The 26,065-nt window shown below is 45.3% G+C and carries 29 protein-coding genes; 9 read left to right on the top strand and 20 right to left on the bottom strand.

The window, feature by feature from the left end; genetic code table 11:
- Positions 1-25: 25 nt before the first annotated feature.
- On the bottom strand, positions 26-316 hold the full coding sequence (locus R7E00_RS00695) for a co-chaperone GroES (protein ID WP_005373989.1): 291 nt from the start codon (positions 314-316) through the stop codon (positions 26-28).
- Between the two features lie 267 nt (positions 317-583).
- Here R7E00_RS00695 and R7E00_RS00690 point away from each other — a divergent pair, with 267 nt between their 5' ends.
- Positions 584-934: a rhodanese-like domain-containing protein gene (locus tag R7E00_RS00690; RefSeq protein WP_064376174.1), complete on the top strand. Its 351-nt coding sequence runs from the start codon at positions 584-586 to the stop codon at positions 932-934.
- A 93-nt stretch (positions 935-1,027) separates the two neighbouring features.
- On the opposite strand, the gene R7E00_RS00685 is transcribed toward R7E00_RS00690, so the two are convergent.
- The 4 genes from R7E00_RS00685 to R7E00_RS00670 form a co-directional block, all read right to left on the bottom strand.
- Positions 1,028-1,426: a GFA family protein gene (locus R7E00_RS00685; RefSeq protein WP_005388696.1), complete on the bottom strand. Its 399-nt coding sequence runs from the start codon at positions 1,424-1,426 to the stop codon at positions 1,028-1,030.
- Positions 1,427-1,678: 252 nt separating this feature from the next.
- Complete coding sequence (locus R7E00_RS00680; RefSeq protein ID WP_262606169.1) at positions 1,679-1,942, bottom strand: DUF3012 domain-containing protein; 264 nt, start codon at positions 1,940-1,942, stop codon at positions 1,679-1,681.
- 194 nt (positions 1,943-2,136) lie between these two features.
- Entirely contained in the window at positions 2,137-3,156 is a 1,020-nt protein-coding gene (gene fni, locus R7E00_RS00675) for a type 2 isopentenyl-diphosphate Delta-isomerase (RefSeq protein WP_258481927.1), read from the bottom strand.
- 238 nt (positions 3,157-3,394) lie between these two features.
- Positions 3,395-5,194 (bottom strand): cation:proton antiporter, encoded by a 1,800-nt coding sequence (locus R7E00_RS00670; RefSeq protein ID WP_115386480.1) that lies wholly within the window; start codon positions 5,192-5,194, stop codon positions 3,395-3,397.
- 440 nt (positions 5,195-5,634) lie between these two features.
- On the opposite strand from R7E00_RS00670, the gene R7E00_RS00665 reads away from it, so the two are divergent.
- Positions 5,635-8,298 (top strand): DUF2339 domain-containing protein, encoded by a 2,664-nt coding sequence (locus R7E00_RS00665; protein WP_373921399.1) that lies wholly within the window; start codon positions 5,635-5,637, stop codon positions 8,296-8,298.
- A gap of 88 nt (positions 8,299-8,386) precedes the next feature.
- Here R7E00_RS00665 and R7E00_RS00660 read toward each other — a convergent pair whose 3' ends face one another.
- From R7E00_RS00660 to flgB, 12 genes are read right to left on the bottom strand one after another with little or no spacing between them, the layout of a single operon-like run.
- Entirely contained in the window at positions 8,387-9,427 is a 1,041-nt protein-coding gene (locus R7E00_RS00660) for a flagellin (protein ID WP_005373996.1), read from the bottom strand.
- An 18-nt stretch (positions 9,428-9,445) separates the two neighbouring features.
- Complete coding sequence (gene flgL / locus R7E00_RS00655) at positions 9,446-10,345, bottom strand: flagellar hook-associated protein FlgL (RefSeq protein ID WP_213907742.1); 900 nt, start codon at positions 10,343-10,345, stop codon at positions 9,446-9,448.
- 13 nt (positions 10,346-10,358) lie between these two features.
- Positions 10,359-11,732 carry a flagellar hook-associated protein FlgK gene (gene flgK / locus R7E00_RS00650; protein ID WP_005374000.1) on the bottom strand — a complete coding sequence of 458 codons (1,374 nt, stop codon included), beginning with the start codon at positions 11,730-11,732 and terminating at the stop codon, positions 10,359-10,361.
- On the bottom strand, positions 11,733-12,281 hold the full coding sequence (locus R7E00_RS00645; RefSeq protein ID WP_005374002.1) for a rod-binding protein: 549 nt from the start codon (positions 12,279-12,281) through the stop codon (positions 11,733-11,735).
- 10 nt (positions 12,282-12,291) lie between these two features.
- On the bottom strand, positions 12,292-13,428 hold the full coding sequence (locus R7E00_RS00640) for a flagellar basal body P-ring protein FlgI (protein ID WP_139831986.1): 1,137 nt from the start codon (positions 13,426-13,428) through the stop codon (positions 12,292-12,294).
- Positions 13,413-14,084, bottom strand: a complete 672-nt coding sequence (flgH, locus tag R7E00_RS00635) for a flagellar basal body L-ring protein FlgH (protein ID WP_017635111.1) — start codon at positions 14,082-14,084, stop codon at positions 13,413-13,415. Before flgH ends, R7E00_RS00640 begins: the two co-directional genes overlap by 16 nt.
- A 32-nt stretch (positions 14,085-14,116) precedes the next feature.
- Positions 14,117-14,902: a flagellar basal-body rod protein FlgG gene (gene flgG / locus R7E00_RS00630; RefSeq protein ID WP_005374008.1), complete on the bottom strand. Its 786-nt coding sequence runs from the start codon at positions 14,900-14,902 to the stop codon at positions 14,117-14,119.
- A gap of 24 nt (positions 14,903-14,926) precedes the next feature.
- Complete coding sequence (flgF, locus tag R7E00_RS00625) at positions 14,927-15,658, bottom strand: flagellar basal-body rod protein FlgF (RefSeq protein ID WP_005374009.1); 732 nt, start codon at positions 15,656-15,658, stop codon at positions 14,927-14,929.
- 12 nt (positions 15,659-15,670) lie between these two features.
- Positions 15,671-16,867: a flagellar hook protein FlgE gene (gene flgE, locus R7E00_RS00620; RefSeq protein ID WP_005374010.1), complete on the bottom strand. Its 1,197-nt coding sequence runs from the start codon at positions 16,865-16,867 to the stop codon at positions 15,671-15,673.
- Positions 16,868-16,894: 27 nt separating this feature from the next.
- Entirely contained in the window at positions 16,895-17,578 is a 684-nt protein-coding gene (gene flgD, locus R7E00_RS00615; RefSeq protein WP_005384410.1) for a flagellar hook assembly protein FlgD, read from the bottom strand.
- Complete coding sequence (gene flgC, locus R7E00_RS00610) at positions 17,578-18,012, bottom strand: flagellar basal body rod protein FlgC (RefSeq protein WP_005374012.1); 435 nt, start codon at positions 18,010-18,012, stop codon at positions 17,578-17,580. The genes flgD and flgC overlap by 1 nt, the downstream gene beginning before the upstream one ends.
- A gap of 2 nt (positions 18,013-18,014) precedes the next feature.
- Positions 18,015-18,377: a flagellar basal body rod protein FlgB gene (gene flgB, locus R7E00_RS00605; RefSeq protein ID WP_005374013.1), complete on the bottom strand. Its 363-nt coding sequence runs from the start codon at positions 18,375-18,377 to the stop codon at positions 18,015-18,017.
- A gap of 77 nt (positions 18,378-18,454) precedes the next feature.
- On the opposite strand from flgB, the gene flgA reads away from it, so the two are divergent.
- The 4 genes from flgA (at position 18,455) to R7E00_RS00585 (ending at position 20,855) form a co-directional block, all read left to right on the top strand.
- Positions 18,455-19,252, top strand: a complete 798-nt coding sequence (gene flgA, locus R7E00_RS00600; RefSeq protein WP_064369423.1) for a flagellar basal body P-ring formation chaperone FlgA — start codon at positions 18,455-18,457, stop codon at positions 19,250-19,252.
- A gap of 136 nt (positions 19,253-19,388) precedes the next feature.
- A complete protein-coding gene (gene flgM / locus R7E00_RS00595) occupies positions 19,389-19,670 on the top strand; it encodes a flagellar biosynthesis anti-sigma factor FlgM (protein WP_005374016.1) in 282 nt (93 codons plus the stop codon).
- A 20-nt stretch (positions 19,671-19,690) separates the two neighbouring features.
- Positions 19,691-20,128, top strand: a complete 438-nt coding sequence (gene flgN / locus R7E00_RS00590; RefSeq protein ID WP_005374018.1) for a flagellar export chaperone FlgN — start codon at positions 19,691-19,693, stop codon at positions 20,126-20,128.
- Positions 20,109-20,855, top strand: a complete 747-nt coding sequence (locus R7E00_RS00585) for a lytic transglycosylase domain-containing protein (protein WP_042523341.1) — start codon at positions 20,109-20,111, stop codon at positions 20,853-20,855. Before flgN ends, R7E00_RS00585 begins: the two co-directional genes overlap by 20 nt.
- A gap of 435 nt (positions 20,856-21,290) precedes the next feature.
- Here R7E00_RS00585 and R7E00_RS00580 read toward each other — a convergent pair whose 3' ends face one another.
- A complete protein-coding gene (locus R7E00_RS00580; protein WP_005374021.1) occupies positions 21,291-21,809 on the bottom strand; it encodes an NUDIX hydrolase in 519 nt (172 codons plus the stop codon).
- A 277-nt stretch (positions 21,810-22,086) separates the two neighbouring features.
- On the opposite strand from R7E00_RS00580, the gene R7E00_RS00575 reads away from it, so the two are divergent.
- Both R7E00_RS00575 and R7E00_RS00570 read left to right on the top strand, forming a co-directional pair.
- Positions 22,087-22,353 carry a DUF333 domain-containing protein gene (locus R7E00_RS00575; RefSeq protein WP_005374023.1) on the top strand — a complete coding sequence of 89 codons (267 nt, stop codon included), beginning with the start codon at positions 22,087-22,089 and terminating at the stop codon, positions 22,351-22,353.
- 248 nt (positions 22,354-22,601) lie between these two features.
- Positions 22,602-23,258, top strand: coding sequence for a hypothetical protein (locus tag R7E00_RS00570; protein ID WP_005374025.1), 657 nt, complete (start codon positions 22,602-22,604; stop codon positions 23,256-23,258).
- Here R7E00_RS00570 and R7E00_RS00565 read toward each other — a convergent pair.
- Positions 23,248-24,090, bottom strand: coding sequence for a YdcF family protein (locus R7E00_RS00565; protein WP_258481929.1), 843 nt, complete (start codon positions 24,088-24,090; stop codon positions 23,248-23,250). The two genes, R7E00_RS00570 and R7E00_RS00565, sit on opposite strands and share 11 nt — an antisense overlap.
- 131 nt (positions 24,091-24,221) lie before the next feature.
- Here R7E00_RS00565 and R7E00_RS00560 point away from each other — a divergent pair, with 131 nt between their 5' ends.
- On the top strand, positions 24,222-25,592 hold the full coding sequence (locus tag R7E00_RS00560; RefSeq protein ID WP_017819764.1) for an L-serine ammonia-lyase: 1,371 nt from the start codon (positions 24,222-24,224) through the stop codon (positions 25,590-25,592).
- A 121-nt stretch (positions 25,593-25,713) separates the two neighbouring features.
- Here the strand turns inward: R7E00_RS00560 and R7E00_RS00555 are convergent, their stop codons facing one another.
- Positions 25,714-25,950, bottom strand: coding sequence for a hypothetical protein (locus tag R7E00_RS00555; RefSeq protein ID WP_054579233.1), 237 nt, complete (start codon positions 25,948-25,950; stop codon positions 25,714-25,716).
- Between the last annotated feature and the right edge of the window lie 115 nt (positions 25,951-26,065).

The raw sequence follows: 26,065 nt of genomic DNA, 5'->3' as shown, positions 1-26,065 counted from the left end.
CCTCAAAAAACTACTACAAAAATAATTACTCAACGATTGCTAACACATCAGATTCGGACAGAATTAAGTATTCTGCGCCGTCAATTTTCTCGGTTTTCACGCCGTAACCGTCATTGAAAATGATTTGGTCGCCCACTTTGACTTCCATCGCAGCGCGTTCGCCATTTTCAAGACGTTTACCTAAACCAACAGCAATGACTTTCCCACGGTTTGATTTTTTCACCGACTGAGAAGTTAAAACGATTCCCCCTTCAGATTTATTTTCCACCTCTTGTCTTTCAACAATTAGCTTGTCATTTAAAGGACGAATTTTCATTTTTAAGTGCCTCCTACTTGGAACCAAAAATAAAAGACAAAATAAACATCAAGATGGATTTGCGAGTCGACAGCTCGCTTTCGATGAAAATAATAAGGTCGAAAAATGAGAGTTCAAGAGGTGAATTTGATAAAAATTTTTTATTAAATTAAATAAAATTTTCTATCGAATTATCGTATTCACAACCACTTAGCATCTCTTTATGATGGAAAATATGCTCAATCAAATCTAGAGTGGTTACGTACTCTTAAAAAGGATAATCAAACAATGAAAAAGGCCGTATCTCTATTTCTTGCAACGTTGTGCGTTGGCTTCCTCTCACCCAACGTGTCGGCTTCTGAACGCGCTGAACAAGGGTGGCAATTGATTGACAAGGGCGCGATGATTGTCGATGTGCGTACGCCGCAAGAGTTTTCTGAAGGGCATTTGGATAATGCCGTCAACTTCCCTTTATCTGAACTTGATAAACATTTTCAAGACGTCGATAAAGATCAAGCTATCGTGTTGTACTGTCGCAGTGGTAACCGCTCTGGCAAAGCGTATCAATACTTACAATCGCAAGGCTTTACGAATCTGCACAATGCAGGTGGCTTAGAAGAACTACAAAACGCCAAATAGTCGTCTCCGTTCTAATATACAAAGTAAAAGCACAGAGCGTGTCGCAAGCGTATTGTAACGCGCTCTGTTTCTAAATACTTATCTACAACAACTCTATTTTGGCCCAGCATCAAATTGAGTCAGGTTATCCGATATCTCGAGCCACGGCGCTTTCGACGCGACAAAAATATGGAAATCAGGCTTGTGAGAAGGTGTGTCATCCAAGATACCAAGGCGAATATTGACGATCCCATTGTTCTTTTTCGAATACAGACTTGATCCGCAGTGGCGACAAAAGCATAGCATGGTATTTTCGCTTTTCTGATAAGTTTGAATATCTTCTTTCCCTTGGATAATAAGCAGTTTATCCAACGCAATACCACCGGCAGATGAATAGTCAGAACCTGTGAACTTGCGGCATTCAGAGCAATGGCAATTTCCCATGTACTTAAATTCATCTGCCACTTCCAACTTTACCTTGCCGCACAGACATGAGCCTTTTAGTACTTCCATTTGAATTCCTTTTTGTTATGAATCTAATTGAACTAGATGGCTATCTCGACACCATGCCACTGCAATACGAAAAATTAAAGACAGGCAATACAGGTTTTCAAAAATGAAACGAAAATGTAAAACTTTCCATTCAGAGGAAAGTGCGCTCGACACGTGAAAAATCGAGCTATTTTAGATACAAAAACACCAAGCAATAACGCTTGGTGTTTACCTCACAGAATGTCACCTCAGAAAAGGCGCTTTCCGCTGTGCTTAAAAAATGCAGTGTTTAGTAAAGCTGGTCGCTTCGTTTGCAGTCCAGTCACCTTTCGGCTTATCTTTCAGGTTTTCACACCATTGCTCGCTGCTGACACCATCTTGCAGAACACAATGCTTTGCAAAGTCTACCGCGTTGTCTGCTGTCCATTCTGTTTTTGGCTTATCGCGCATGTCGTTACACCAGCCTTCAGTGCCCACTTCATCACTACAAGCGGTCAAAGCAGAAGCCGCCAACATCAGCATGACTAGTTTTTTCATAAATTTAAGGTTCCAGTTGCAAACAATAGTAAAATTAAACTCAATCTCTTCAACACGAGCCCATTCAAATGTCTGAATAAAGGCGTCACTAGCTGAAGTGACTTTTGTATCAACTATAACGAAATTATCAGTCTACGTGTTAAGACACCGAAAAATTATTGAGCGACTCTGTGTAAAGCGCGCCATTCTAAAAGCTATAGGCAGCGCGCTTTCGTTAGCTCACCAACCTTAGAAGAGCCAGTACCAAAGCACGCTAAACGCAGCTCTAATGCCATTTGTTCAAAGTGATCGACGACAGACTGCGTGCTGATCGTCGCAGCTTTTAATACCGCACCAGCTTGCCCAATGAGATTAGCACCCAAATGAATGGCTTTCGCCGCTTCAAGTCCGTTATGAACACCTCCCGAGGCGATCAAGGGTAATGTAGGATGCAGTGCGCGGATTTGAGCCAAACATGTTGCTGTAGGGACACCCCAATCGCGGAAAAGCTCGGCTGCACGCTGCATTTTCGGATTATCTTGGCAATACCCTTCAACCGCACTCCAGCTTGTGCCACCCGCGCCCGCAACGTCAATTGCATCCACACCAGTATCAATTAATCGCTGCGCAACGTGTCCGCTAATACCAAAACCGACTTCTTTGATAATGATAGGAACCTTCACGCGAGATTTAAGCATCTCAATTGCCTGGAAAACACCAACCCAATTGTGGTCGCCATTTTTCTGAAACGCTTCCTGCATTGGATTAACGTGCACAAACAAGGCATCTGCTTGAATCGCCTCAACCGCACGTTGCGCATTATCGAGTTTACCTTTATCGAGCAATTGAGCGGCTCCAAGGTTGGAATACAACGGTACTTCTTTCGCCAACTCACGAATGGTTTTACCCAAGCCCGAATGCTGACTTTCTTCTAAGCTAATCCGTTGCGAGCCCACACCCATGGCAATACCTAATTCACTTGCGGCTTCAGCCAAACGACAATTGATCGTTTCTGCGTCTTTTGCTCCGCCAGTCATCGAGCTAATCAAAAATGGTAGCGCTAATTGATGACCAAGAAACTCTGTCGATAAATCGATCGCGTGAAAGTCACATTCTGGCAGCGCACAGTGTTCGAACTCGACAGACTCAAAACCCGCCGTTTTATGCTTCATGCTCATATCATGATGTAAAACAGCATCTAGGTGTAAATCTTTTCGGTTAGTTTGCGGAGCCATAATGTCACCCTAAAGTAAAACAGTCGCGCAGTATTGCGATCCTTATCAGTAACGTCAATGCGAATTTTGTGAATTTGCCGGATTACTTTTCCGAAACGAGTAATGAATCTCGACTGCCCCTGACATTATAAGAAAAGAAACTCGCTTTCCGTTTTCAACAAGCCGGCAAGTTTCTCTTCAAATTGAGATAATCAGCGTACGATACCCATGATGCAAATGGATCACATTGCTCTGTAGTTTACTTTACGCTGTCCGACAGAATTAGCGACACAACAGTGCTTGTCGTCGTTGGTTCAAACTGCTCTGGATCATCACAGAATTGAATTTTTCCTTTTTCTTCTACATGGAACAGCGGTACAACTGAACTACCTTTGTGATGCGCTAAATAATCTTGATACGTGAAGTTATCGCTCAATTTCGTGTGTTTAACCTCTGCACCACGACTTAACATACTGGCTAGCTGGGTATAGCTTACATTGCCGCCCATCAGCAATTTACCATGGTACTCCTGAGCCACGGAGTGCTTCTCGCTGCCATTGCCGTTGGTTTTCACTTTTTGTAAGCAGTGAACTTTATCTTCCCCAAACTCGTCGACGAATTGCATGCAAGCCATAATGTTGAAATGCTGATCGGGCGTTAATGCAACCACTTGACCTATTCCTATCAAGTTCAAGTTGTCGTCCGCGTGACTAGAAATAGGGTTGCCGTAATAGTAATCCAATCCCAACATACGAACCTGACTGATGTACTCCCAGTTTGAGTCAGTCATTAATACGCGACGGTCATAACGCGCTAGCGCCTGCCCTATTTCTCTTGCAACTCGGTTAGCACCAATCAACAAGAAGCCGCGTGGTGCTGGCTCTGCGACGCCCAATGTCAGCGCTATAGGACGTGCCGTCGCACTTTGTAACACGACCGTTCCTATAATCACCATGAAGGTCATAGGGACCAGTAAAATCGCTTCATCAATGCCGTATTCGGTCAATTTGATCGCGAAAAGAGACGAAATCGAAGCAGCAACAATACCGCGCGGTGCAACCCAAGACAAAAACAGCTTATCTTTGAGACGCAAGTTGCTGCGGAAGGTTGAAAGAAAAATCGATAACGGACGCGATACTAACTGCATAAATACAAACAACAATAACGCACCGCTACCTAGCGCAGCAAAATCATCCAGACTGATTCGAGCCGCAAGGAAGATGAACAATCCGGTGATCAGTAAAATGGTTAAATGCTCTTTAAAGTGCAGAATTTGCTGAATATTGATGTCTTTAGCGTTTGCGAGCCACATACCCATTACGGTGACGGTTAGTAACCCAGCTTCAGACTCAATGTGGTTAGAGACCGAAAATACACCTAGAACCACCATCAAAACCGCAAATGGCTGCAAATATTCCGGTAGCCAAGAGCGACGCATGATCGTCGCAACTGCATAGCCTGAGGCCGCACCTAGCATGACGCCGACAGCAATGATCGTCCCAAACACTTCGACGCTATTTATCGCGCTGTGAGATACGATAAACTCGTAAACCATCACAACAAAAAGCGCACCGAGCGGGTCAATCAAAATCCCTTCCCATCGCAAAATGTTAGCAAGCGTACTGTTAGGTCTTACGGTTCGTAGAAGTGGCACGATGACCGTCGGCCCTGTTACTACGGTTAAGCTGCCGAACAACATGGCAAGCTCCCAAGTAAAGCCGAGGAAATAGTGTGTTGCGATACTGGTCGCTGCCCACGAAATGATCGCCCCGATGGAAACAATGCTCCATACCGAACCACTCACGCCACGAATTTCTTTAAAGTTTAAGGTCAAACTGCCTTCAAATAAAATCACTGCCACCGCTAAAGAAACCAACGGAAAGAGCAAATTACCTAATATCTCATCAGGATTTAACCACTGCATAAATGGCCCGACGATCAGCCCTGCCAACAACAAAAATAAAATCGCTGGCAAACGCAATCGCCAAGCTAACCATTGGCAACCTAAACCAATAACCCCAACCGCTGACAGCACCAGCGCTTCATTACCCACTTGCATCAATAATTACCTGTTTTTGTCTTTTTTCGCGTGAATGCGCTATACCCGAATACATTCAGCCTTACGGTCAAATAGAAACAACCGAACGTGCAAATCAAACGACTGACCTTCGATGACATCGCTATGAAACGCACATGTTTGAAGTCATTTGGCGATCGCATCAGAATTATGAATATAGTTGACCCCCAATGACTTAACGACTCATTTTTGTTCATCAGGTCTTAAAGTGGCACACAAGTGTGCGACTTTGTCGAATTCATCATTACGCATTGAGTTTCATTATGTAGAATGATTTCTGAAGAAAGCGCGGAACCTAGCACTATATGAGGCTAAGGCATAGAGCATGAACTAAGCTTTAGCGTAAGTGCTCAAAGTTAAGAATCGTGGGTCACGCGACGTACGCAAGGAGAAATGGATTGTACGTAATACTAGCACTGTTCATGGCGTGTCTCGCCATCCTCATCGGAGTGAAAGCCGCCAACCGAGCTGCACTTTTAGAAAAAGAACTAACCAAACTTCGTGAGGAAGTCACATCACTACGAGCCAGTGTCCATGGGGGCTCAAACCCACAAGCGCACCAACAATCCAGCATCGAAAAAGACACACCATCTGTAGCGACGTCACCCCACATAGAATCACAACAGAAAAATGTCTCATCCTCTGGGGAACATGATCCAGCTGCCAACTTAGACTTGGACCAGAGCGCTGCGAATCAAGGGCACGCCCAGACAAGAGAAATGCAACTGGATGTTTTTAGTCAAGAAAATGAGTCATTCCTTCAGAGTAAAGTTCAGAGCCTGCTTAGCAACATCCAAGAAAATTGGTTGGTTTGGGTAGGCGCATTGGCCATGCTGATCGGTGGAGGTTATCTCGTACAGGTGATTGGTAGCCACATCCAGTTTTCGCCATTTATGCGAGTGTCCTTTGCCTTTGTGCTCTCATTACTTATGGTGCTTGTTGGCGAGTGGTTTCACCGTAAAGAACAACAGAATCCGCAACGGGCAGCACGAGCCCAAGGCTTTACGTATGTTCCTGCTGCCGTTACCGGTACGGGATTAACGGGCATTTACTGCACCGTCATTTTTGCCTTTGTGGTTTATCAAATGCTAACGCCAAGTATCTCGTTGATCATTTTGGCTTCAGCGGCATTTTTCAGTTTAGCATTATCATTGCGACAAGGGCCGTTAATGGCCGTGCTTGGCTTAATTGGTGGCTACACAGCACCACTGTGGATTGGAGGTAGTGAACCCAACTACTTTTTGTTAGCCGGATACATCTGCGCGATTTCGTTCGCGGCGACCTTATTGATGCAAAAAGTGCGTAGGGCATGGATTACGCCAAGTATCGCGATTCCACATGTCATTTGGATGTTGCTGTTGATTGAGAGTGTACCAACAGAACTGTTGTTCTCGTGGCTCGCGATTTATCTCTCCATCACTTTGTATCTCATTTTCGCGGTTCCGAGAATGGGTTGGATGCTCAATCCTCGCTTTCGTCACTATCAAAGCAAGTGGACAAACTCGCCGACCGCTACCGCTCTCGCAATTGTATTATTGACCTTTTCTGCCGTCACCAGAATGCCGGAGCTGAACACTCTACAAATAGCGTACTGTTATACGCTGCTTGTTGCGATCATCTGGCTACCAGCACTTCGTACAGGCTGGTCATTACGTGTATTTTTGCCATCCATTCTCGTCTCGGCAACCGCGCAGATTGTTCTTACTATCGCTTTTGATGCGCTGTATATGTTAGAGCGAGAAGCTAGCATCCTATTCGCATTGGCGGTGAGTATTGCGCTGATCTGCTATCGAACATATTGCCAATCACTTAGTGACCGTTCGCAACTCAGTGGGCTGCTTCTGCTGGTACTGGCTCCCGCGATGAGCTTAATTACGTTGTTTTATATTGACGAATTTATGCAAGGCTACCTGTGGTATTGGACTGCATTCTGCGCATTGATGGCCACTTACTACGTTGTGCTTGGTCAGCGTGCACGTTCGTTGGCATTAGAATGCTGTGCCGTTATGCATGCTTTAATCGTAGGTATCGCTTTTGTTTGGTTGAGCGATACTTGGTTAACAACAGCAATCTCAATACAAGTTGCGATAATGGCCTTACAGGCTCAAGTCGGGTTATTTCGACCTGCGAGTTGGGCGATTAAAGTGGCAATGGGAATACTGGTTATCCGACTCACGCTGCTACCTTTCATCCCCGAATGGCAACCGGTAGAAGCTGGGCATTGGGCTTGGGTTCTTATGAGTTATCTGCCTTCTCTCTTCATCTTGTCTTATGCTCGTTCAACACTAAAACAAGTGGACCGAGAACTGACCAACTGGTTTGAAGGGGCGTTTTTACATGTATTCTTAATGGCATTGTTCACCCAAACTAACTACTGGTTAACGGGGCAATATGGTTACTTGGGGCACATCGACTTCACAAGTGCGGCAGTCTTTGCCAATCAAGCATTAGTTATGGGTTTGGTATACAGCTACCGCAGCCAATTTGCGCAACGCTTAAGTCGTATCTACGAAATCTATAGTTACTTGCTTTGGTGCGCGTTCGCTATATTGATTATTTTGCTTAATACGGCAGAATCGCCGTTGGTGACTGATAACGTCTCGGCACAAGCACTTCCCATCTTTAACATGCTGAGTATCGGCTGGCTGTTACCAGCTTGCATCCTGCTTATCGCAACATTTAAACGCTGGAATACGTTGCAAGTTCATCGATTTGCGATTGCTAGTCTAGGCTTTTTACTTGCAGCCATTTGGTTGGGGATGTCTATCCGTCAATTCTGGCAAACCACATCGATGATGCTGTATCAGCCAACCAGCATGGCAGAGTTGTTCAGTTATTCAGTGGCTGGCTTGCTCGTAGGTGGATTGCTGACTTGGCGCGGCGTGACCCAACAGGGGCTGATGATGCAGCGTGTCGGTCTAGTGGTCCTTGCCGGTGTCGCACTGAAAGTATTCTTATGGGATGTGAGCTCTCTGGATGGGTTCTGGCGAGCAATAAGCTTCTTAGGCTTAGGTGCATCTTTGATAGCACTTGGATGGCTATTCCAGAAATTGAATCGTTCGGTGGCAAAAGCACTCGAGCCCTAGACGAGTCAAAGAGAGATTCCCGACAGTGCGCTGTTTTCGTTATTGGGGGACGATAACAGTGTAAAGCCGGGAATCATTGGAGTGTTCGTTACTTCAGTAAAGCGACCACGGTATGACGACGCACGTTTGCTTGCGCATTCAATGCCTGAAAAGTCGAAGTAAACTCGCCAGACTTTTGCATGAATCCATCCAGTTTTGCATTCACCTCATTGACTGAAAGCTGTGCGGTTTTGGTTTGGATAGAACGCATTTGAGTATTCAGTTCACCATGAAAAGCTTTCGCTTCCTGCAAGCTCGTTTGAACTTGTTTCAGATGCTGATTTACTTTGGCAATCGTCTGCTTGATGCCGTCGCGTGAGCCTAGATCAAACCCGAGCTCCGCAATACCATCTGGCTCAGACTTTAAGTTCAAAACGTTAGGCTGTCCCGCAGGGAATCGGTGCCCTTCCCCCGTTACCATCACCTTTTGCTGCATTTGTTGATAAGCGTTGTCTCTGGCTTCAAATAAAATGCTGCCATCATCGGCTAATGAGGCTCGCATTCCTAACGCAATCAAGCTGCGATCCAGCATTTTGACCGTTCGCTCACCGTCTGATTGTCCATCAAACTGAATCATCACCGCTTGACCTTGAGGAAAATCCAAACGGATTTGCTCGGCCTTGTCGCTTAAGCGATGAACATTCAAACCTGGAATAGAAAAGCGACGAATGTCCGCTTTATCCAGTTTTAAGTGCAGTTCGTTATTTAGGACTTTCTGGCCATCGAAACGTGCTTGCTCAACGACTTTTTGGATGGTGGCTTTAGAACGAACCAATGTATCCTGCAAACCAGGAACATTTTGTACGCCTTGATTAATAGCTTGCGTCAAACCACGTTTAATTTGCGTGAGCTCTTTGCCAATCACCTGCAGCGATTTGGACGCGATCTGAACCGCCGTGGCTTGCTGCTGACCCTGCGTAAGCTGAATACCAGATACAGAGTAGGCTGACGCAGTGTCAGCCTGAATTTGCGCCGGGCGCGGTTTAATTGCCGTACTTGAGTCTGCAGAACGGGTCGGCATGATAGAGGCTTGTTCTTGTCCACCTAAGCGTATGCTATGGGGTCTAACCTCTACTGTACTCATTACCATAAAAAGAACTTCCTAACCTTATAAACGGTCAAACAGCGACAAACCATCGATCTTCACATAGCTTGCTTGCGTTGCTTGCAAAGCGGCCATGTAATTACTCAATCGTACCGACGCTTCACCATAGTCCAGAGCAGAGAGGTCTCCAGATACCTTGTCAACGAACAGCTTGTTTTCACTGTGCGCGCCACCAACAAGATCTAAGTTGTTGTGTCGACCACCAATCTCAGTCATGGTCCCTAGTACGTTTGAAAAAGTATCGTCGATAGCGCTGATACTCGCCTCAACTTCAGCTCTGAAGTTGGCGGTAGGGCTCTCAAACTCTTTGATCAGCGCATCAATTTGGTTAAGCACGTTATGGCCTCCCCCAAGGTCCAATATTTCTTTTGCAGTCATATTGGAATCCATCGTGACGCCTTTAGCAATTGTTACTACGCGCTTGTCACTATTACCTTCAATTACGTAGCTGCCGCTCGCTTTACTTACAGCCGCAGTATCCGTTTTAGTACCAGAGAAAAGGTAGTGCCCTTCTTCATCCTGCGCGTTAAAAGACGACTCAATAGAATCACGGTAACTCTTAAGCTCTGTAATCATACCGCCACGACTTTCGTCAGTAAGAGAGCCGTTCGCACCCCAAAGCGCGATGTCTCGCATGCTTTTTAAGCTTTCTTTGATCGAATCTAAATGGGTTTCTTGACTCGATAGCGTCGTTTTTACGTTTTCAATGTTGTTTTTGTACTGAGCAATCGCACTGGTTTCTCGGTCTAAGTTAAGCAACTTGATCGAAGCCATTGGATCGTCAGACAGCTTGGTTAAGCGCTTGCCAGTAGACATCTGTTGCAGAGCTTCGCCTAATCCCGAGCTATTGCTCTGCAAGCTGTGCAACATCATTTGACTAAATTGATTGTCACTAATTCGCATCTAAACTTTCCTCTTAGAATAACTGCAGAATAGAATCGAGCAGTTGATTTGCTGTGCTGATCACTTTCATGTTGGCATTGTGCGCATTAGCAAACATCATTAGGTTAGCCGCTTCTTCATCGCTGTTTACGGAACTAACATTATCGCGAGCTGCGTGCGCTTGCTTGTTCATGGCTAACTTCGCTTGATAATCAGCATTAGCTTGGCGTGCTTTAATTGCGGTTTGACCCACCATTGAACTAAAGGCATCGTTCAAGCTTACTGAGCCGTAACCTGATACCGCCACTGGCTTGTTGCTTAACTCGATCAATGATTGCAACGCATCTGCGTTACCAGGTGTTCCATCACTTGAGAACGCAAGCTCATCTGGAGTTAGCTTGGTAATATCCAAACTGGCTGCAGGGTTTGCTGGGTCATAGCTGAACAAAGGTTTACCTGGGTTGCCATTTAAGTCTTTGCCAGTTGCAAGCACGGCGTTGTATTCATCCGCGAGAGCTTTCGCCATGTCATTCAGAGCCAGTTGGTTTGGTTTCAACACTTCGGTTTGATAGTCATTAATCGCACCTAATTTGCCACCAAGCGAGTCACCAATCGCAAAGCTTTGATTCGAGAACGTGACGTGTAAGTCCGCTAAGTAAGGATCACTCGGGTCAGGAATGGCTTCCAGTTTGCCATGGTCCGTACCCATCACAAGCGGTTGACCAGAGGTTAGTGTGACCTGAACACTGCCGTCATGCTGCTGTGTTGTTTTGATTTCAATGGTTTGAGATAACTCACCGATTAACCTATCTCGTTCATCCATTAACTGTGATGGATTACCACCTGTACCTTGCATCTCTACCAGTTGCTTGTTCACCTTCGCGATATTTTCCATAAGGCTATTCGCGTGGTTAAGCGCTGCATTACGTTGGTCGCTCATGTCTTTATGTTGATTGTATAAAGACTCGGTAAGCGTATTAAAGCGGCGGGCCAAAGCTTCAGATTCGTTAATGATCTGCTGGCGGTAAGGTATGGATTCCGGCTTAACGGTCGCATCGTTAAGCGCAGCGTTTAGCGAGTCCAAGCCAGCCGATATACTGAAACCATCGGCACCAAGCGTATTCTCCAGCTGACTCATGTTACTGGTGTATCCAGATGCGTATGCCGCCATACTGTTAGTCGACCACGTTTGCTTAATCAGAAATTGATCAGTAACGCGGCGAATGCTAGTGACTTCTACCCCTAAACCTGGACTTAAGCGATTGGCTTTACCATCATCGACAGACGCCATCAACGCTTGTTGACGACTGTAACCCACGGTATTCACGTTTGCCACGTTTTGCGCGGTTACGTCTAGGGCCACACGGTTCGCGCCTAAACCTGAAAGGGCAATATTAACTAGGTTCATTTACAGCTCCATTTTTCTGATCAACGGCTGAGAAAACGCGGTAGTCATACCGGCCTCACCGAATACCTGTTTAACAGAGGCGACGGCTTGAGAAGCGGTATTAAATAGGCTTGAATTCTTCTCCACCTCTTTAGAATCTACTTGTGAGATAGATTCAGAATTCGAAGCTTTACCATCGTTAGCGGATGAGATGTTGCGCGCAGCATCGAAAGCAACCTCACGCATAGACGGGCTCAGCTGCTGGATGAGCATATTGGCAATGCCTGAGCTCTGTTTCTTTGCTAGTTCCATCGCCAGCTGACCGTCATACATATCACGGAATACCCCTTGTTGCTGACTGGCGAACGGGCTGTCTTTATCAGCAAGAGCATCACTACTGCTGCGCATTTGGCGTAACACCATTTGTAGGAACATTGCCTCAAATTGACCTGCGACGACTTCAAGTGCGCCTTCTTGATCACGACTATGCTTGATGTTAGCCAATGCACTATTGTCGTGATAAAGCATCGAATTTAACTGAGTTTGTTCATTGGTACTGTCTAGCTTCATCCTTAACTCCTTATATCACGACCAATTCAGCGTTCAATGCACCCGCTTCACTCAAAGCTTGCAGGATAGACATCAAGTCTGTAGGCGTGGCACCTAAACTATTTACCGCATTAACTATGGTGTTAAGTTCCGTGCCTGGAGGCCAAATCACCATCTGAGCGAGATCTTCATTCACATCAAGGTCCGTTTGGTTAACGACTTTCGTATCGCCATTTGCAAACGCATTAGGCTGACTAACTTGTTGTGATTCAGAAATTCGCACGGTCAAGTTACCGTGACTTACTGCTGCTTCACTCACTTTGACACTCTTACCGATCACTACGGTGCCAGTGCGAGAGTTAAAGACAATACGAGCAGGTTTACGGCCTTCAACGACGCTCATTTCTTCAAGCATCGACATCATGACGACACGCTGCTGTGTATCTTTTGGTGCACGCATATCAATGCGCGCTTTATTGATCGCAACTGCAACTTTAGGTCCAAAAGTGTTGTTAATTTCACGCGCAATATTTTTTGCTGTAGTGAAGCTAGGCTTGCGCAGGTTTAGGGTGATTTCATCACGTTGGTTGAAATCGGTTTTGATTTCTCTCTCTAAAGTCGCACCATTCGGAACGCGACCCGCCGTTGGTGTGTTTACTTCTACTTTGGAGCCACTTCGCCCCTCTGCAGATAAGCCGCCCACAACCACGTTACCTTGCGCAATCGCGTACACTTCGCCATCAATACCACGTAAAGGCGTTAGCAATAACGTACCACCGCGAAGGCTCTTTGCATCACCGATTGAAGACACAACCACATCCAACGTTTGTCCTGGGCCTGCCATTGGGTCAACGGACGCTGTCACACTCACAGAAGCCACATTTCGTAGCTTAGGGTTCATACTGTCATCAATTTGAACCCCAAACTGACGTAGCATGTTGGTAATAGATTGAGAGGTAAATTTCACTTGGTTTCGGTCACCTTGGCCGGCTAAGCCAACTACCAAACCATAACCAACCAGTTGGTTTTCTCGAATGCCGCGAACATCGACCAAGTCCATGATCGGAATTTCCGCTTCAGCACGTGAAGTGCCTGGTAGTCCCAAGGTCAACACCAATAGGAGAGACATAAAGAAAGATTGCATTGTCTTCATTAGAAAGGTACCCATGGGCTGTTGAAGAACTGAGTTAGCCACCCGGCTGCGTTGCTGTCAGCTAGCGCTCCGCGACCTGCGTAGGTAATTCTTGCATCAGCAATTCGTTGAGAAGAAACTTGGTTACTGCGGTTAATATCATCCACACGGACGATACCGGTTAGACGAATAAACTCGTCGCCTTGATTCAGACGAAGCCATTTTTCACCGCTGATACGCAATACGCCATTAGGTAATACTTCGTGTACCGTTACCGTAATGGCACCTTGAAGCTTGTTGCCTTGTGAACTTGATGCACTGCCATCGAAGTTACGTTTGCCATCCACGCTAACCCCTAACTCATCGATAGTTTTCGTGCCTATGGTCGGCGCCACAAAGTTAATTGCTGAACTTTTACCGAACTTAGTACCCGCATTTTTACTCGATGAGGTTTCTTCTGATAATTGAACCGTTAATACATCGCCAACTCGGTAAGCACGACGATCCTGGAACAGAGTCATCGTGTATTGGTGACGATAAAGGCTACCAGATTGGGTTTCCGGCAGCGTGTAATCGAGCGTTGGTGGTGCATATTCCTCAGCATTCGGCTCAGGCGGAATAAATTCCTGACGGCCAGCACATCCCACCAGCAACACGGCGGCTACTGCCCAACTCTTAGAAAGCCATTTCATTGCTTTTTCCTTCATCATCACCAATTTCATACTTACATTGATTGCGAAACAAACTTCAGCATGTCATCTGCAGCAGAGACCACTTTCGCATTCATCTCATACGCACGTTGAGTGGTGATCATGTCGACCATCTCTTCTACTACTTGTACGTTTGACCCTTCCAGTGCACCTTGCTTGATAATGCCGGCGCCATCAGCTCCTGCAATCAGCTCATCAGCTGGACCGCTGGCTTCCGTTTCACGGAATAAGTTGCCACCCATGGCCTCTAAGCCGGCTGGATTGATGAATTTTGCAAGTGTAATTTGACCAAGCTGCTGAGGTGTTGGATCGTCTGCTGTTGTTGTAGTCACTGTGCCATCAACACCCACAGAGAAAGAGACCGCATTGTCTGGGATCTGGATTTGAGGCTCTAAAGGCAGGCCCTGACTGTTCACCATTAAGCCTTCTGAGTTTCGATGGAACTGACCATTACGTGTATACATGATCTGTCCGTCCGAGTTTTCTATTTGGAAGAAACCCTGACCCATTACAGCAAGATCCAACTCTTGCGTTGTGTTTTGGGTATTACCTTGCGTGAACACTTTTTGTGTGCCAACAACGCGAACACCGCTACCTAGCTGAATACCACTTGGTAGTTCGTTAACTTGGTCTACTTGTGCGCCTGGTTGACGCTGAATGCTGTAGAAAAGATCTTCAAATACGACTCGGTCACGCTTAAAGCCAACCGTGTTTACGTTTGCTAGGTTGTTAGAAATGGCAGTCATCTTCGTGTCTTGCGCTGCCATGCCTGTCTTACTTACCCATAATGCTGAATGCATTTTTTACTCCTTGCGGGGCGAGACTTAGCTCGCCGCCATTAATTTGTTACCAGCTTTTGCTAGAGTTTCCGCCGTTTTCATCATGCGAACTTGCATTTCAAAGTTGCGCGTCAGCGACATCACACTAACCAATTCATCAATAGCAGATACGTTACTGCCCTCAATGTGCTCAGGAGAGAGTTGCACGGTTTCATCTGCCGCGAATGGCACGCCATCTACGCTGTGCAGCAAGCTATCGCTCTCTTTTTGCAGTTGATTAATTTCCGGTTTAACCAACTTCAAAGTGCCTGCCACAATTTCTGCGCCGCCACCTGGTGGGATCACTGAGACTTGACCACGCTCGCTGATTTCAATCTTTTGATAATCCGGCACAACCAAAGGACCATTGTCACCGAGGACAGGGAACCCATTGATTGTTAGAGCGCCAAAAGTATCGACCTGAATATTGCCTGCACGGGTGTAAGCTTCGTTACCCGCTGGGGTTTCTACAGAGAGATATCCCTCCCCCATAACCGCAACGTCCAACGGACGTCCTGTTTTCACAATATCGCCAGCGTCGAAACGTGTTGAGGCAGAGTTGGTCACAACCATAGTGCGACCATCAAAACCTGGGCCTTGCATCTCTACACTACGCACACGCTCCATATCCGCTCGAAAACCCGCAGTATCAGCATTTGATAAGTTGTTTGAACGAACGTGCTGCGCTTTAAGAACTCGGCTGGCACCCGACGTTGCCGTAAATAACAAACTATCCATGCAAAACTCCCATTACACCGCGTTAAACAAAGCTTGAGTAAGCTTGTCGCTGGTAGAAATTGTCTTTGCGTTTGCTTGGTAGTTGCGTTGTGCAGTCATTAGAGCAACAAGCTCGCTGGTTAAGTCAACGTTAGAACCTTCTAATGCACCCGGAGTTAGGTCACCCATCGTACCTGAACCCGGAACACCCATAATTGGAGCACCTGAGCTAAAGCTTTGAGTCCATGATGTTCCACTCACTTTCGCTAAGCCTTGTGTGTTTGCAAAATCAGCAAGAACAACCTGACCTTGTAGCTGTGATTGGCCGTTAGTGTAAGTCGCGTAAACCATGCCGTTACCTTCAACGCGTACACCTGCAAGTTCACCTGATGTGTAACCGTTAGGACTATTAGTACTTACGCCAAAAGCTGCACCAAATTGCGTGCTGCCTTTCAGGTTAATGTCTACACTCATCGCGTTCGCGCCTGCAGCAGGGAATGAAACATTAAACGGCGCAGTTGGTGCTGAAAGCGAGCCGTCTTTACCAAACGTTACAGGCACAGTTGCTACTGGCGTCGTACCGCCATCTACTTGAACGTTCACTTCCCACGAGTTAGAAGCAGTCTTAGTAAAGTACTGAGTTACCGTGTGCGAGTTACCCAGTGAGTCGTAGACTTTTGTTGTGTAAGACGAGTTAAATGAGCTTGGATCTTTTGGATTGAATGGCGTTACGGCTTTATCAATAACAGACGCGCTTGCGTCGAAGTTCGCAACAAAATCTAAGCTGTCTGTTGCTTTAGCATTCAGTGAGGAAGTCGATACCTGAATATTACCCACAGAACCTGTCATTAGGTTGTTGTTGCTATCGACACTGTAACCTTGAAGCTTTGCACCGCTGTTAGCCGTAACAAAGTTGTTCTTATCCGTTGAGAACACACCTGAACGTGTGTACAACATTTGACCCATATTATCTTTAGTAACAAAAAAGCCACCGCCATTAATAGCTAGGTCCATCGCACGGCCAGTTCCTGTGATACTGCCGTCTTTGTCGAAGTTCTGTGAAATTGACGCGACTTCCACACCACCAGGTTGCATGCCGTTATATACAGCGGAGAATTCTGTGCGGCCACCTTTAAAACCATACGTTGATGCGTTGGCAATGTTGTGACTGATTGTGTTTAGCTCTGTGTTGGTCGCGTCCAGACCACTTAGTGCGATGTTAAAACTCATAAATAGACCTCTGATTTCCGTATTTGGTTAAGCACCAAACTGAGTGATTTGATAGAAAGGAACGTTGCCAACGCCATGGACATTGACTAATGCTGCGCCACCGGTATTAGGAATGCGCACTTGCTCAACAGTGCCTGCCATCAGCACATTTGGACTTGCTTGCCCTTCTTGCACTTCTACGGCCACTGAGTATTTGCCTGGTTTAAGACCAAGTTCTTCAGGATTAATTGAAAAGTCGACGTCACCTTTGCCGTGAGCACCTAGTGGCACTTTAGTTGATTGACCAAATTCATCTTTAACAACTAACGTGACTTGGTTTGAGCTATGAGCGAGTTCGATTTTTCCGTTTTGTACGTCTTCACCAAGCTGAAATTCATCCGCATTGACGTAAACCGTTTGCCCAACAAGGCCCGCTGTTGATAGCACTTGCATGTTGTCCAGTAACACCATGCTCTGTTGCATTGTCTTAGACATATTCTCGGTACTTTGTACCTGCGAGAACTGAGCCAATTGACCAACGTATTCCGTACCATCAAGGGGATTAAGTGGGTCTTGGTTTTGAATTTGAGCCACCATCAAAGAAATAAACTCATTCTCCAATGAAGAAGCGCTGTTCATGTCTTTAGGGTTTGGTGAGATACCGTTGCTGTCTTTTGCTTTTGTATTTACTGGAGCGTCAGACGATAAAGGGGTGTATTGTGCAATACTCATTAGCTGCCCTGCCCTAATCTAAGCAGACCTTGCTGCATACTTTTTACATTGGCTAATACTTCAACATTCGTTTCGAAGCTGCGTGTTGCGGACATCATGTCTGCCATTTCAGCAACTACATCAATATCTGGGTAAAACACATAGCCTTCATCATTAGCCAGTGGGTTGTTCGGCTCAAAACGCTTCTCTGCATCTCCAGCATTTTTAACAACGTCAACAATGCGAACTTCTGCATTGGGATAAGCTCCATTTTCTGTTGTCATTTGCGTTTTTTGGTACACAGTCGCAAATACTGGCTTAAGCGCTTTATAAGCATCCTCTGGATTTGCAGATACTGCATCTGCGTTTGCTAGGTTACTGGCTACCGTATTCAGACGCACAGTTTGTGCTGTCATCGCGGAACCAGTGATCGAGTAAATATCAGTGAATGACATAATTAACGTCCCTCAATCGCTTTCGCTAAGCCATTAAATTTCATGTTGAGAAACGTCAGGCTAGTTTGAAAGTCCATGTTGTTTTGCGTGAATTTTGCTTGTTCAACACCAAGCTCTACGGTGTTGCCATTTTTGCTATTCTGGTAAGGCACCGAGTATTGGGCCTGAACCTGGAACTTTGGCACCGGTTTGTTCACACCACCTGCCGTTACTTGGTTCATTACGGTGGTGAAACTTAGGTCTTTCGCCAAATACCCAGGGGTGTCAACATTTGCTAGGTTACTGGCGAGGACTTTGGTACGCTGAACGCGAAAATTAAGTGCCTCTGGATGTACTCCTAAAGCATTTTCAAATGTGATCGCCATGCATCTTCCTTACAGTTGGCTCGAATACGCCAACATACAAACAAGATACGTGCCATAAAAAATAGCCATATATATCAATGATTTACAAACAAGGATGGAAGCCAAACTTCCGGTTCTCGGAAAGCATTAAAAACAAGAGGAAAGTGTCCACTTCCTCAACAATAATGCTGACGTTACTCGCTTTGACATCAGAACAAGCATTCGCCAACACCAATGACAAAACCCTCAGCGTTGAAGAGATAAGGTCCGTTGTAGCAACGGATTTCGAACAAGAGGTGGATCGCGTAGCGCTCTCCAATCAGTGGGGGAAGTACAAACTGGACTTCGACATGTGGGTGCCCGGTTCCGCCAATCACTTGCCAGAATGTCAATCGCCTTTAGTTATCACAGGTCGTGACAACAACACGTTGCCAGTCGGTAACCTCAAGCGCTCAGTCAGCTGCGACAATATCGCATCACCATGGCGAATTAACGTTACGATAAAGTCTTCGCTGACTCTGCCTGTTTTGGTCGCGACAACCACGGTTGGCCGAAATGAAGTCGTAACGGCTAAACACATAAAGCTTGAAACCCGAACCATCTCTCGCCAAGACGATTTTTATACTCGCCCCGAGCAAGCAGTAGGCTTAGAAACCTCTCGTCGTTTGAGGGCTGGACAAGTGGTTAATCCATCCAATTTGTCGGCCCCACCTCTAATCGAGAAAGGCAATGAAGTCATAGTCATTGCGAGCAAAAATGGATTTAGTGCCAGCACAAAAGGAGTCGCCTTAGAAGATGGAGCGAAAGGGCAACAAATTGACGTGGAAAACCCAAGTTCGGGCAAGGTCATAAGAGCAGTCGTAACTGGATTAAACCAGGTTCATACTCAATTTTGATTTTTTGACTCGGGGTAACATTTTTTAATTTTGGCTCTCGTCAGTAACACTGAACTTCGAGTACAAAAAAAATATTTAATGTTTATCACATTCTAACCGCCTACTTAATTTAGAACATGATGATGAGGACCACAGCATGAAAATCGACAAAGTCGCGGGCGGTCATGTCCCACAAACAAAATTACAGCAAGCAAGCAAACAGCCTGTCGACGTCGTCGAACAGAGCAAAGTACACGAGCCTGCATTTCAAGCGAATACCGTAGCGATAGATCGCGCTCAAGCTGAAATGGCATCACTACCTGATGTTGATATGGAAAAAGTAGAACAAGTACGCAACGCATTAGCGCGTGGTGAACTTAGCCTAGATACAAAAGTGCTATCCAAGGCAATCATGCAGTTCCATACAGGTCACGAGTAATAAAACGCTAGGAAGACATCATGGCAAGCGCAGTATCGCAGCGAATTCAACAATTTGTTCGCTCTATATCTGAGGATATTAAGCTTTATCAACAACTGCTTCCTTTGCTGCAGCAGCAAAAGGTATTGTACTTAAAGTTTGATGGAGAGGCACTGAACGACAATGTTCAGAAACAAATGCCGATACTCAATAAACTCAGCCGCTCCGCCAATGACAGAAGCCAGTGTATGCGAGCGCTGGGGTTAGCGTGTAATGACGCCAGCGTAAAACGAATTTTCAATGCTTTGCCTGCCCAAATAGGTATGCAAGCTAGAAAACAATGGGCGCTATTGGAAACGTTGGTAAGTCAGTGCCAACAATACAATCAGAGCAATGGCCACAGCTCTGCGGCGTTCCATGAGTTGGTCAGTCAACTCAAACAACCTGTGCAACACACTTATGAAGATAAATCGTTCTAAACGATGTTCGTCTTGCCTACAGATTCAGTCGCCATCTCGGCTGAGTACTGTAGGCCTTTTTATTTTTATTGCCTTTCTGTCCTACCTTCCATTCACATGCCAGGCAAAACCAAATGCTGTCGATATTCAAACGCAGTATCAAGTATTAGCCCCATACAAACCACAAATTGCCAAGCGTCTCGATTCATCCAAACCGGTAATTAACCACATTTTCAAACAGCTTCAAAACCACTCATTACCAAATAGCCTAGCCTTAGTGCCAATGTTAGAATCTTCTTACAACCCCAAAGCCGTTTCTCACGCTAACGCCGCCGGACTTTGGCAACTGATACCAGCCACAGCGAAACGTTTCGGATTAACGATAAATACAAAACAAGACGATCGCTTTGACACAGAAGCTAGCACAACGGCCGCGCTCAAGTACCTGGCGTTTTTATACAACAAATTCGATCAAAATATGGCTCTCACTTTAGCTGCATACAATGCCGGAGAAGGACGTGTTGCACGTGCTATTCAGCGAGCAGGAAGTCGAGATTTCCAACAACTCACGCTGCCTAACGAGACTCGCCAATATGTCAGCCGCTTCTATGCATTGGAAAAGTTGATAGATATCGGTCAGTTACAATCCTCATCATTTCAACCTTTACTCTTATTTGCTCCAGACGCTCCTATGATTTCACAACCGCTGGTCGACTTTAGCCGACTGCCTCCGCTAGTTAATTTGTGATAAAAGCTACGACAGAGCTCAATGTCAGAGAAACGTAAAATCACAAGATCCTGTTCGGCGGATTTGAAAACTCGTGATCTCTATGCAAACGTGTGCAAAAAAGTTGAGGTAAGGTATCTCAAAGATAAGAAAGAGTAGTGGTTTACTAAAAAGCGCCCCAATTGCGCTTGGCAATTGGGTAGATATGCGTCACATTGCGTTTGCAAAAAAACATGAAAACCAATGGTCAGACCTAATAATTATTTACACACTAAATGTAAAACAGCTATTGTTTTCATAGTTCGAAACAAATCTAACATATCAAGATGACGCTTCGCTTGCGCGTCTGGAATAAGTCCGGGTTCCGGGGGGGAGTCCGGACTTTTTTATTGCTCTAAAATCTTTGCCCACAATAGAGCCAACAGAAGCTAAGTCGTAATGATGCAAACTAGCTGTTTATAGTAATTCTTTAGAAATCAACTGAAGTAAAAACGTTTCGCGCTCAATGCTCATGCCTTTTTTCGGGCTCTCTGCCATCGTTTTTTCATTGTGTGCAATTGCTTCGTGTATGTTCATCCATACCGGGCGCATTCCATTTTTAACTTCGTAATCTTCATACGCCGTTTCGCCTAGCTCACGTTCGATTTTACATGTATAACAATACGACACCATGTGCATCACGTCAGCGTCATCCTTGTACCACGGACGAAACTCCTCAAAGATTCCGAAAGGCTTAATACCATGTATATTTTGGGCGCCCGTTTCTTCCTCTAATTCACGGACTAATCCAGCAATGACATCTTCACCATCATCAATACCACCGCCTGGTAGCGTGTAGTCATGGTAACGTTCTGTATAGAGCAACAGCACATCTTCACCATCAAGTACAATGGCTCGCGCTGCATTGCGCTGAAAAACAATTTTGTCATCCAAATGCTCTATGTCTGGATGAACGGTCGATTTTAAATGTCTCATCGAAAATACCACGGTCAATGTTTTGTGCGCATATTACCGAATTTCACACTTTAAATCATTGTTGTAGACCAGGTACGTTCGAGCGCTTGTCAGGAAGTGATTGATATGACCTTCACAACAATACGCCTAGAACAGAAGTGTGACGTGCTAATCAGCAATAAATGAGAATATCTAAATTCTTATACGTCCCTCTTACTTTTAACATCGATAAGACAATAATCTCTTAAAGTTGCCTATAATCAATACAATACTCGCCCACCCCATGCGGAGATAAAGAATGAAAAAGACAAATTTAATGATGGCTATGGCTGCAACATTGGTACTGGCTGGTTGTTCAACTTACGAGGGAGCGACCCGATCAACTGAGTATACCTCCGTTGCAAATCCCGCAGCCGTATACTGTGTTCAGCAAGGTGGTGAGCTGGATACCGTGTCGGAAAACGGCGAACGTGTCACTTACTGTGTGCTGTCGGACAATGAACGCGTCGAGCAATGGGAATACTATCGCGAGAATCACAAAGAAAATGAGGGTGACAACTACTAATTATTTTTATCGATACGTCACCTTCCCTCTATCACTTAGGAGCCTTTGGGCTCCTTTTTATTTGATTTATCAAAGTGTTCTTACGTTGTTTTTACATATCTCTGACTTTACCGCACATCGACCCTATATCGAACAGTGTTCTATTCTTGACATTCCCCTGACATAACTTTCCACTTGGACAATAAAATTCCAAACACAGATCACACTAATTCACATTTCTTCCACATTTTCTGGGACAGGTGAGCAAGATGAAAACACAAATAGTAAAAGAAGCCGAGTCAGCCCCAAGCAACGTTGTTACTGAAAAATCAAAGCGCATTATTTATAAATCGAGTTTAAACGCCTTGATGATTGTCGCTATAAGTATTCTCGTTAACCTTAGTCTTCGTCTTGATTATGTCGTGTTGGGATCAAGCCTTGGCGAGCTTTCCGTTACAGAAACGCTCCAGCTTGTGATGCTTGCTATTGCATCATGGTCGTTTTTCAGCTTATCGAAACAACAGCCTCAGCTAAAGCATGCGGCTATTTTGATTGCAGGATTTTTTGCAGTACTGATTATTCGCGAAACGGACTATTGGACAGACATGATTCATCATGGCTCTTGGGTTTTCCCAGCACTTGCTGTCACCGCACTGGCTTGCGCCAAAGCTTACCAAGGTGGTAAAGGTACCATGAACGAAATGGCGACCATTTTAACGGTGCCACATATGAAGCTATTAGTTGGTGCTGTAATGCTATTATTAGTCTTCTCTCGTTTGTATGGTATGGGTAGTTTTTGGCAACAAGTGATGGACGAAAATTACATCCGTGATGTTAAAAATATCTCAGAAGAAGGTATAGAACTGCTTTGCTACTGTTTGATCGCATTAAGCGCCGTCCGCACAAAACGCGAGCTTAATGAATAGACTCTGGGTCAAAGCGACGGTTCAATGCCGTCAGTATCGGATGGAAGATACTTAATGCCTTTTCCGCAGCACCTACAGATTCATCCAAGGCCGTCATTTCGACGGCCTTTTTCATTTCTTCAATATGTTGCAAAGCCTCTTTATCGAGCGGTAAAGAGAGCAATTTGTGAATAGTATCTCTTGCGATCATAAGTGGCTTTTTTCGGACAATTGATAAATCTCGGAAAAATACGCCATGCTTGACCCCTTCTAAATAAACTCGGTAGGTTGTGAGTTCATCGAGTAGCAAGAATGTGTCCGCCATAAGCCCTTTATGTGGGTATGGCACGCTAATATGTTTGCTGATATCCAGTGGAATATTGAGGGTCACCCCCATGGATTCGCAATCGGATTTAAGTACTCGTAATAAGCCTTGCTCATCCATCAAATTCTGGATATCAATGATTCGTTCGAGGTGGTAGTCATTAGACAGCAAGATAACCTCAACCGGATGCCCCAACCATAACTCGAACAACCCACTTTTGCACAAAACTTGGGAAACATAACGCATGTTTTGAAACGTGTTCAACGACTCCGTTTCTAAGAGTATATGACGTTCAGGGAACGGATTCACAGAGTCTGCGTTTAGGGTTCTAAAATACGCGTACATCGCCTCTGCTTCAGAAACGCTTTGTCCTTGCGTTACTCCGCCACAAAAAATAATCGCCGTTCGCTCTGTCGGTAGTGATGCAGTCCTACAAGACAAAACTTCGACTCTGGTTATGCCCTCAGAGGTCAATTTGTTATTGACGAGGCGTTTACCTAAAACGATGACGATGTTGTCTAACTTCATTTTAAAATCTCGCGCTTAGTTGGCAGTGTTACAAAAATCTTCTTTCACTCCCGACCCACAAGCTTTAACATCTAGTTAACAACACTGTTCTAGAGACCTTTATAAAGGTTCACTGCTAAAGGAAGTCAATTATGCTGTCGATTTTCGATATATTTAAAATTGGTGTCGGGCCATCCAGCTCCCATACTAATGGTCCTATGCTTGCCGGATTCCATTTCACTCAGCTAGTTAGCGACTCTATGGCGAAAGTGCATCGGGTGCAAGTGGACCTTTATGGCTCATTGTCACTGACAGGTCGAGGGCACCATACAGACCGAGCCACGGTCCTTGGTTTGATGGGAAATAAACCTGATACCATCAAAATGAGCAGTGCCAAAAGTGCGCTACAAAATACCATAGACAATAATACGCTCATGCTCGCCGGTACACACCAGATTGAGTTTAGCTACGACCATGACATCGTCTTTCATAGCGACAACCTTCCCCTGCATGAAAATGGCATGACGATTACGGCATTAGACGCAGCTGGAGATCAAGTAGCGTTTGAAATTTATTACTCCATTGGGGGCGGATTCATCGCCACCGCCGACGAACTAGAGAACGGCACGCAACAAGATGAGGTCGCAGTACCATTTCCGTTTACATCCGCAGATGAGATGCTGGAAAAAGCCGAGACGAACGGTTTCAGCTTGGGAGGCATGATCCTCCAAAACGAACTCGCATTTCGCTCAGACGAAGAAATTAACCAAAGAGCAGAGCAAATTTGGAAAGTGATGTCGCTCTGCATGCAACGTGGCTTCGATACGGAAGGGATTTTGGAAGGTGGTCTAAATGTCACTCGTCGAGCACCAAACCTTTTGAAAAAGCTCGAAGCCAACGCTGCAGTTGAAAACGATCCGATGGAGATCATGGATTGGATCAATCTCTTCGCCTTTGCGGTTAGTGAAGAAAATGCAGCAGGAGGGCAAGTCGTCACTTCTCCAACGAATGGTGCAGCAGGGGTGATTCCGGCGGTATTGATGTACTACCATCGCTTCATCAAAGAGCTCGATGTTAAACAGCTAAAAGACTTTCTCGCAGTCGCCGGCGCTATCGGCATCTTATATAAAACTAACGCGTCAATTTCTGGTGCAGAAGTGGGGTGCCAGGGAGAAGTTGGGGTTTCTTCATCCATGGCTGCCGCTGGCTTAACAGCGCTAAGAGGGGGCAGTAACGAGCAGATTTGTATTGCTGCGGAAATTGCGATGGAGCATTCATTGGGTATGACTTGTGACCCGATTGGCGGCTTGGTTCAAGTACCTTGTATTGAAAGAAATGCCATGGGAGCAATGAAAGCGATTAATGCATCGCGTATGGCATTAAAGCGCACAAGTAAATGTTTAATTTCTTTAGATAAAGTTATCGAAACCATGTATCAGACTGGTAAAGATATGAATAAAAAATACCGTGAAACCTCTTTGGGGGGCTTAGCTGTCATTCATATGGCACCGCCATGCGAATAATGGCAGGTGGTCATTGCGCTTAGCTTCTCACCATACGCTTATCTGGTAATTATGATCTGATGATATTACATATAGAAATGCCGCGTTCTTCGCGGCATTTTCTTAACAAGAAACTATTCGATTAATCACGTCGACCACGAAGTTCAATTTTTTGAGTTGCAGCATCCGAATGGATTGTTACACCGCCATAGGCCATTTCATTCCGACCCTTCAGCGTCAATTGAGAATCTGAACGCTCTACGTCAACCTGATTTTTCGTTGCCATCGTCATATCAATCGTGCCCGTGTATGACCCATCACCAGCAAATGCTACGTTTGTTGAGCAAACCATCAAAACAAGTGCGATTAGTTTTTTCATACATCACCTCTATTATCGTTCTTACTTTCTGTCGGTGGAAAAACTGTAACAACAGAAACGCGCTCATACGAGGAAAGCCATTATTTACCAAATGGAAATCCATGCTAATAAACTG

Origin of the sequence: Vibrio sp. Vb1755 (assembly GCF_033338635.1) — a bacterium.
Lineage (GTDB): Bacteria > Pseudomonadota > Gammaproteobacteria > Enterobacterales > Vibrionaceae > Vibrio > Vibrio alginolyticus.
The sequence above is the reverse complement of the archived record's forward strand: the minus strand, read 5'-3'. Positions and strand labels throughout refer to the sequence as shown.

What these genes read in the sequence shown, in the direction of transcription:
- R7E00_RS00695 (WP_005373989.1), bottom strand. Translation starts at nt 316, where the DNA reads ATGAAAATTCGTCCTTTAAATGACAAGCTAATTGTTGAAAGACAAGAG.
- R7E00_RS00690 (WP_064376174.1), top strand. Translation starts at nt 584, where the DNA reads ATGAAAAAGGCCGTATCTCTATTTCTTGCAACGTTGTGCGTTGGCTTC.
- R7E00_RS00685 (WP_005388696.1), bottom strand. Translation starts at nt 1,426, where the DNA reads ATGGAAGTACTAAAAGGCTCATGTCTGTGCGGCAAGGTAAAGTTGGAA.
- R7E00_RS00680 (WP_262606169.1), bottom strand. Translation starts at nt 1,942, where the DNA reads ATGAAAAAACTAGTCATGCTGATGTTGGCGGCTTCTGCTTTGACCGCT.
- fni (WP_258481927.1), bottom strand. Translation starts at nt 3,156, where the DNA reads ATGGCTCCGCAAACTAACCGAAAAGATTTACACCTAGATGCTGTTTTA.
- R7E00_RS00670 (WP_115386480.1), bottom strand. Translation starts at nt 5,194, where the DNA reads ATGCAAGTGGGTAATGAAGCGCTGGTGCTGTCAGCGGTTGGGGTTATT.
- R7E00_RS00665 (WP_373921399.1), top strand. Translation starts at nt 5,635, where the DNA reads ATGGCGTGTCTCGCCATCCTCATCGGAGTGAAAGCCGCCAACCGAGCT.
- R7E00_RS00660 (WP_005373996.1), bottom strand. Translation starts at nt 9,427, where the DNA reads ATGGTAATGAGTACAGTAGAGGTTAGACCCCATAGCATACGCTTAGGT.
- flgL (WP_213907742.1), bottom strand. Translation starts at nt 10,345, where the DNA reads ATGCGAATTAGTGACAATCAATTTAGTCAAATGATGTTGCACAGCTTG.
- flgK (WP_005374000.1), bottom strand. Translation starts at nt 11,732, where the DNA reads ATGAACCTAGTTAATATTGCCCTTTCAGGTTTAGGCGCGAACCGTGTG.
- R7E00_RS00645 (WP_005374002.1), bottom strand. Translation starts at nt 12,281, where the DNA reads ATGAAGCTAGACAGTACCAATGAACAAACTCAGTTAAATTCGATGCTT.
- R7E00_RS00640 (WP_139831986.1), bottom strand. Translation starts at nt 13,428, where the DNA reads ATGGGTACCTTTCTAATGAAGACAATGCAATCTTTCTTTATGTCTCTC.
- flgH (WP_017635111.1), bottom strand. Translation starts at nt 14,084, where the DNA reads ATGAAATGGCTTTCTAAGAGTTGGGCAGTAGCCGCCGTGTTGCTGGTG.
- flgG (WP_005374008.1), bottom strand. Translation starts at nt 14,902, where the DNA reads ATGCATTCAGCATTATGGGTAAGTAAGACAGGCATGGCAGCGCAAGAC.
- flgF (WP_005374009.1), bottom strand. Translation starts at nt 15,658, where the DNA reads ATGGATAGTTTGTTATTTACGGCAACGTCGGGTGCCAGCCGAGTTCTT.
- flgE (WP_005374010.1), bottom strand. Translation starts at nt 16,867, where the DNA reads ATGAGTTTTAACATCGCACTAAGTGGTCTGGACGCGACCAACACAGAG.
- flgD (WP_005384410.1), bottom strand. Translation starts at nt 17,578, where the DNA reads ATGAGTATTGCACAATACACCCCTTTATCGTCTGACGCTCCAGTAAAT.
- flgC (WP_005374012.1), bottom strand. Translation starts at nt 18,012, where the DNA reads ATGTCATTCACTGATATTTACTCGATCACTGGTTCCGCGATGACAGCA.
- flgB (WP_005374013.1), bottom strand. Translation starts at nt 18,377, where the DNA reads ATGGCGATCACATTTGAAAATGCTTTAGGAGTACATCCAGAGGCACTT.
- flgA (WP_064369423.1), top strand. Translation starts at nt 18,455, where the DNA reads ATGATTTACAAACAAGGATGGAAGCCAAACTTCCGGTTCTCGGAAAGC.
- flgM (WP_005374016.1), top strand. Translation starts at nt 19,389, where the DNA reads ATGAAAATCGACAAAGTCGCGGGCGGTCATGTCCCACAAACAAAATTA.
- flgN (WP_005374018.1), top strand. Translation starts at nt 19,691, where the DNA reads ATGGCAAGCGCAGTATCGCAGCGAATTCAACAATTTGTTCGCTCTATA.
- R7E00_RS00585 (WP_042523341.1), top strand. Translation starts at nt 20,109, where the DNA reads ATGAAGATAAATCGTTCTAAACGATGTTCGTCTTGCCTACAGATTCAG.
- R7E00_RS00580 (WP_005374021.1), bottom strand. Translation starts at nt 21,809, where the DNA reads ATGAGACATTTAAAATCGACCGTTCATCCAGACATAGAGCATTTGGAT.
- R7E00_RS00575 (WP_005374023.1), top strand. Translation starts at nt 22,087, where the DNA reads ATGAAAAAGACAAATTTAATGATGGCTATGGCTGCAACATTGGTACTG.
- R7E00_RS00570 (WP_005374025.1), top strand. Translation starts at nt 22,602, where the DNA reads ATGAAAACACAAATAGTAAAAGAAGCCGAGTCAGCCCCAAGCAACGTT.
- R7E00_RS00565 (WP_258481929.1), bottom strand. Translation starts at nt 24,090, where the DNA reads ATGAAGTTAGACAACATCGTCATCGTTTTAGGTAAACGCCTCGTCAAT.
- R7E00_RS00560 (WP_017819764.1), top strand. Translation starts at nt 24,222, where the DNA reads ATGCTGTCGATTTTCGATATATTTAAAATTGGTGTCGGGCCATCCAGC.
- R7E00_RS00555 (WP_054579233.1), bottom strand. Translation starts at nt 25,950, where the DNA reads ATGAAAAAACTAATCGCACTTGTTTTGATGGTTTGCTCAACAAACGTA.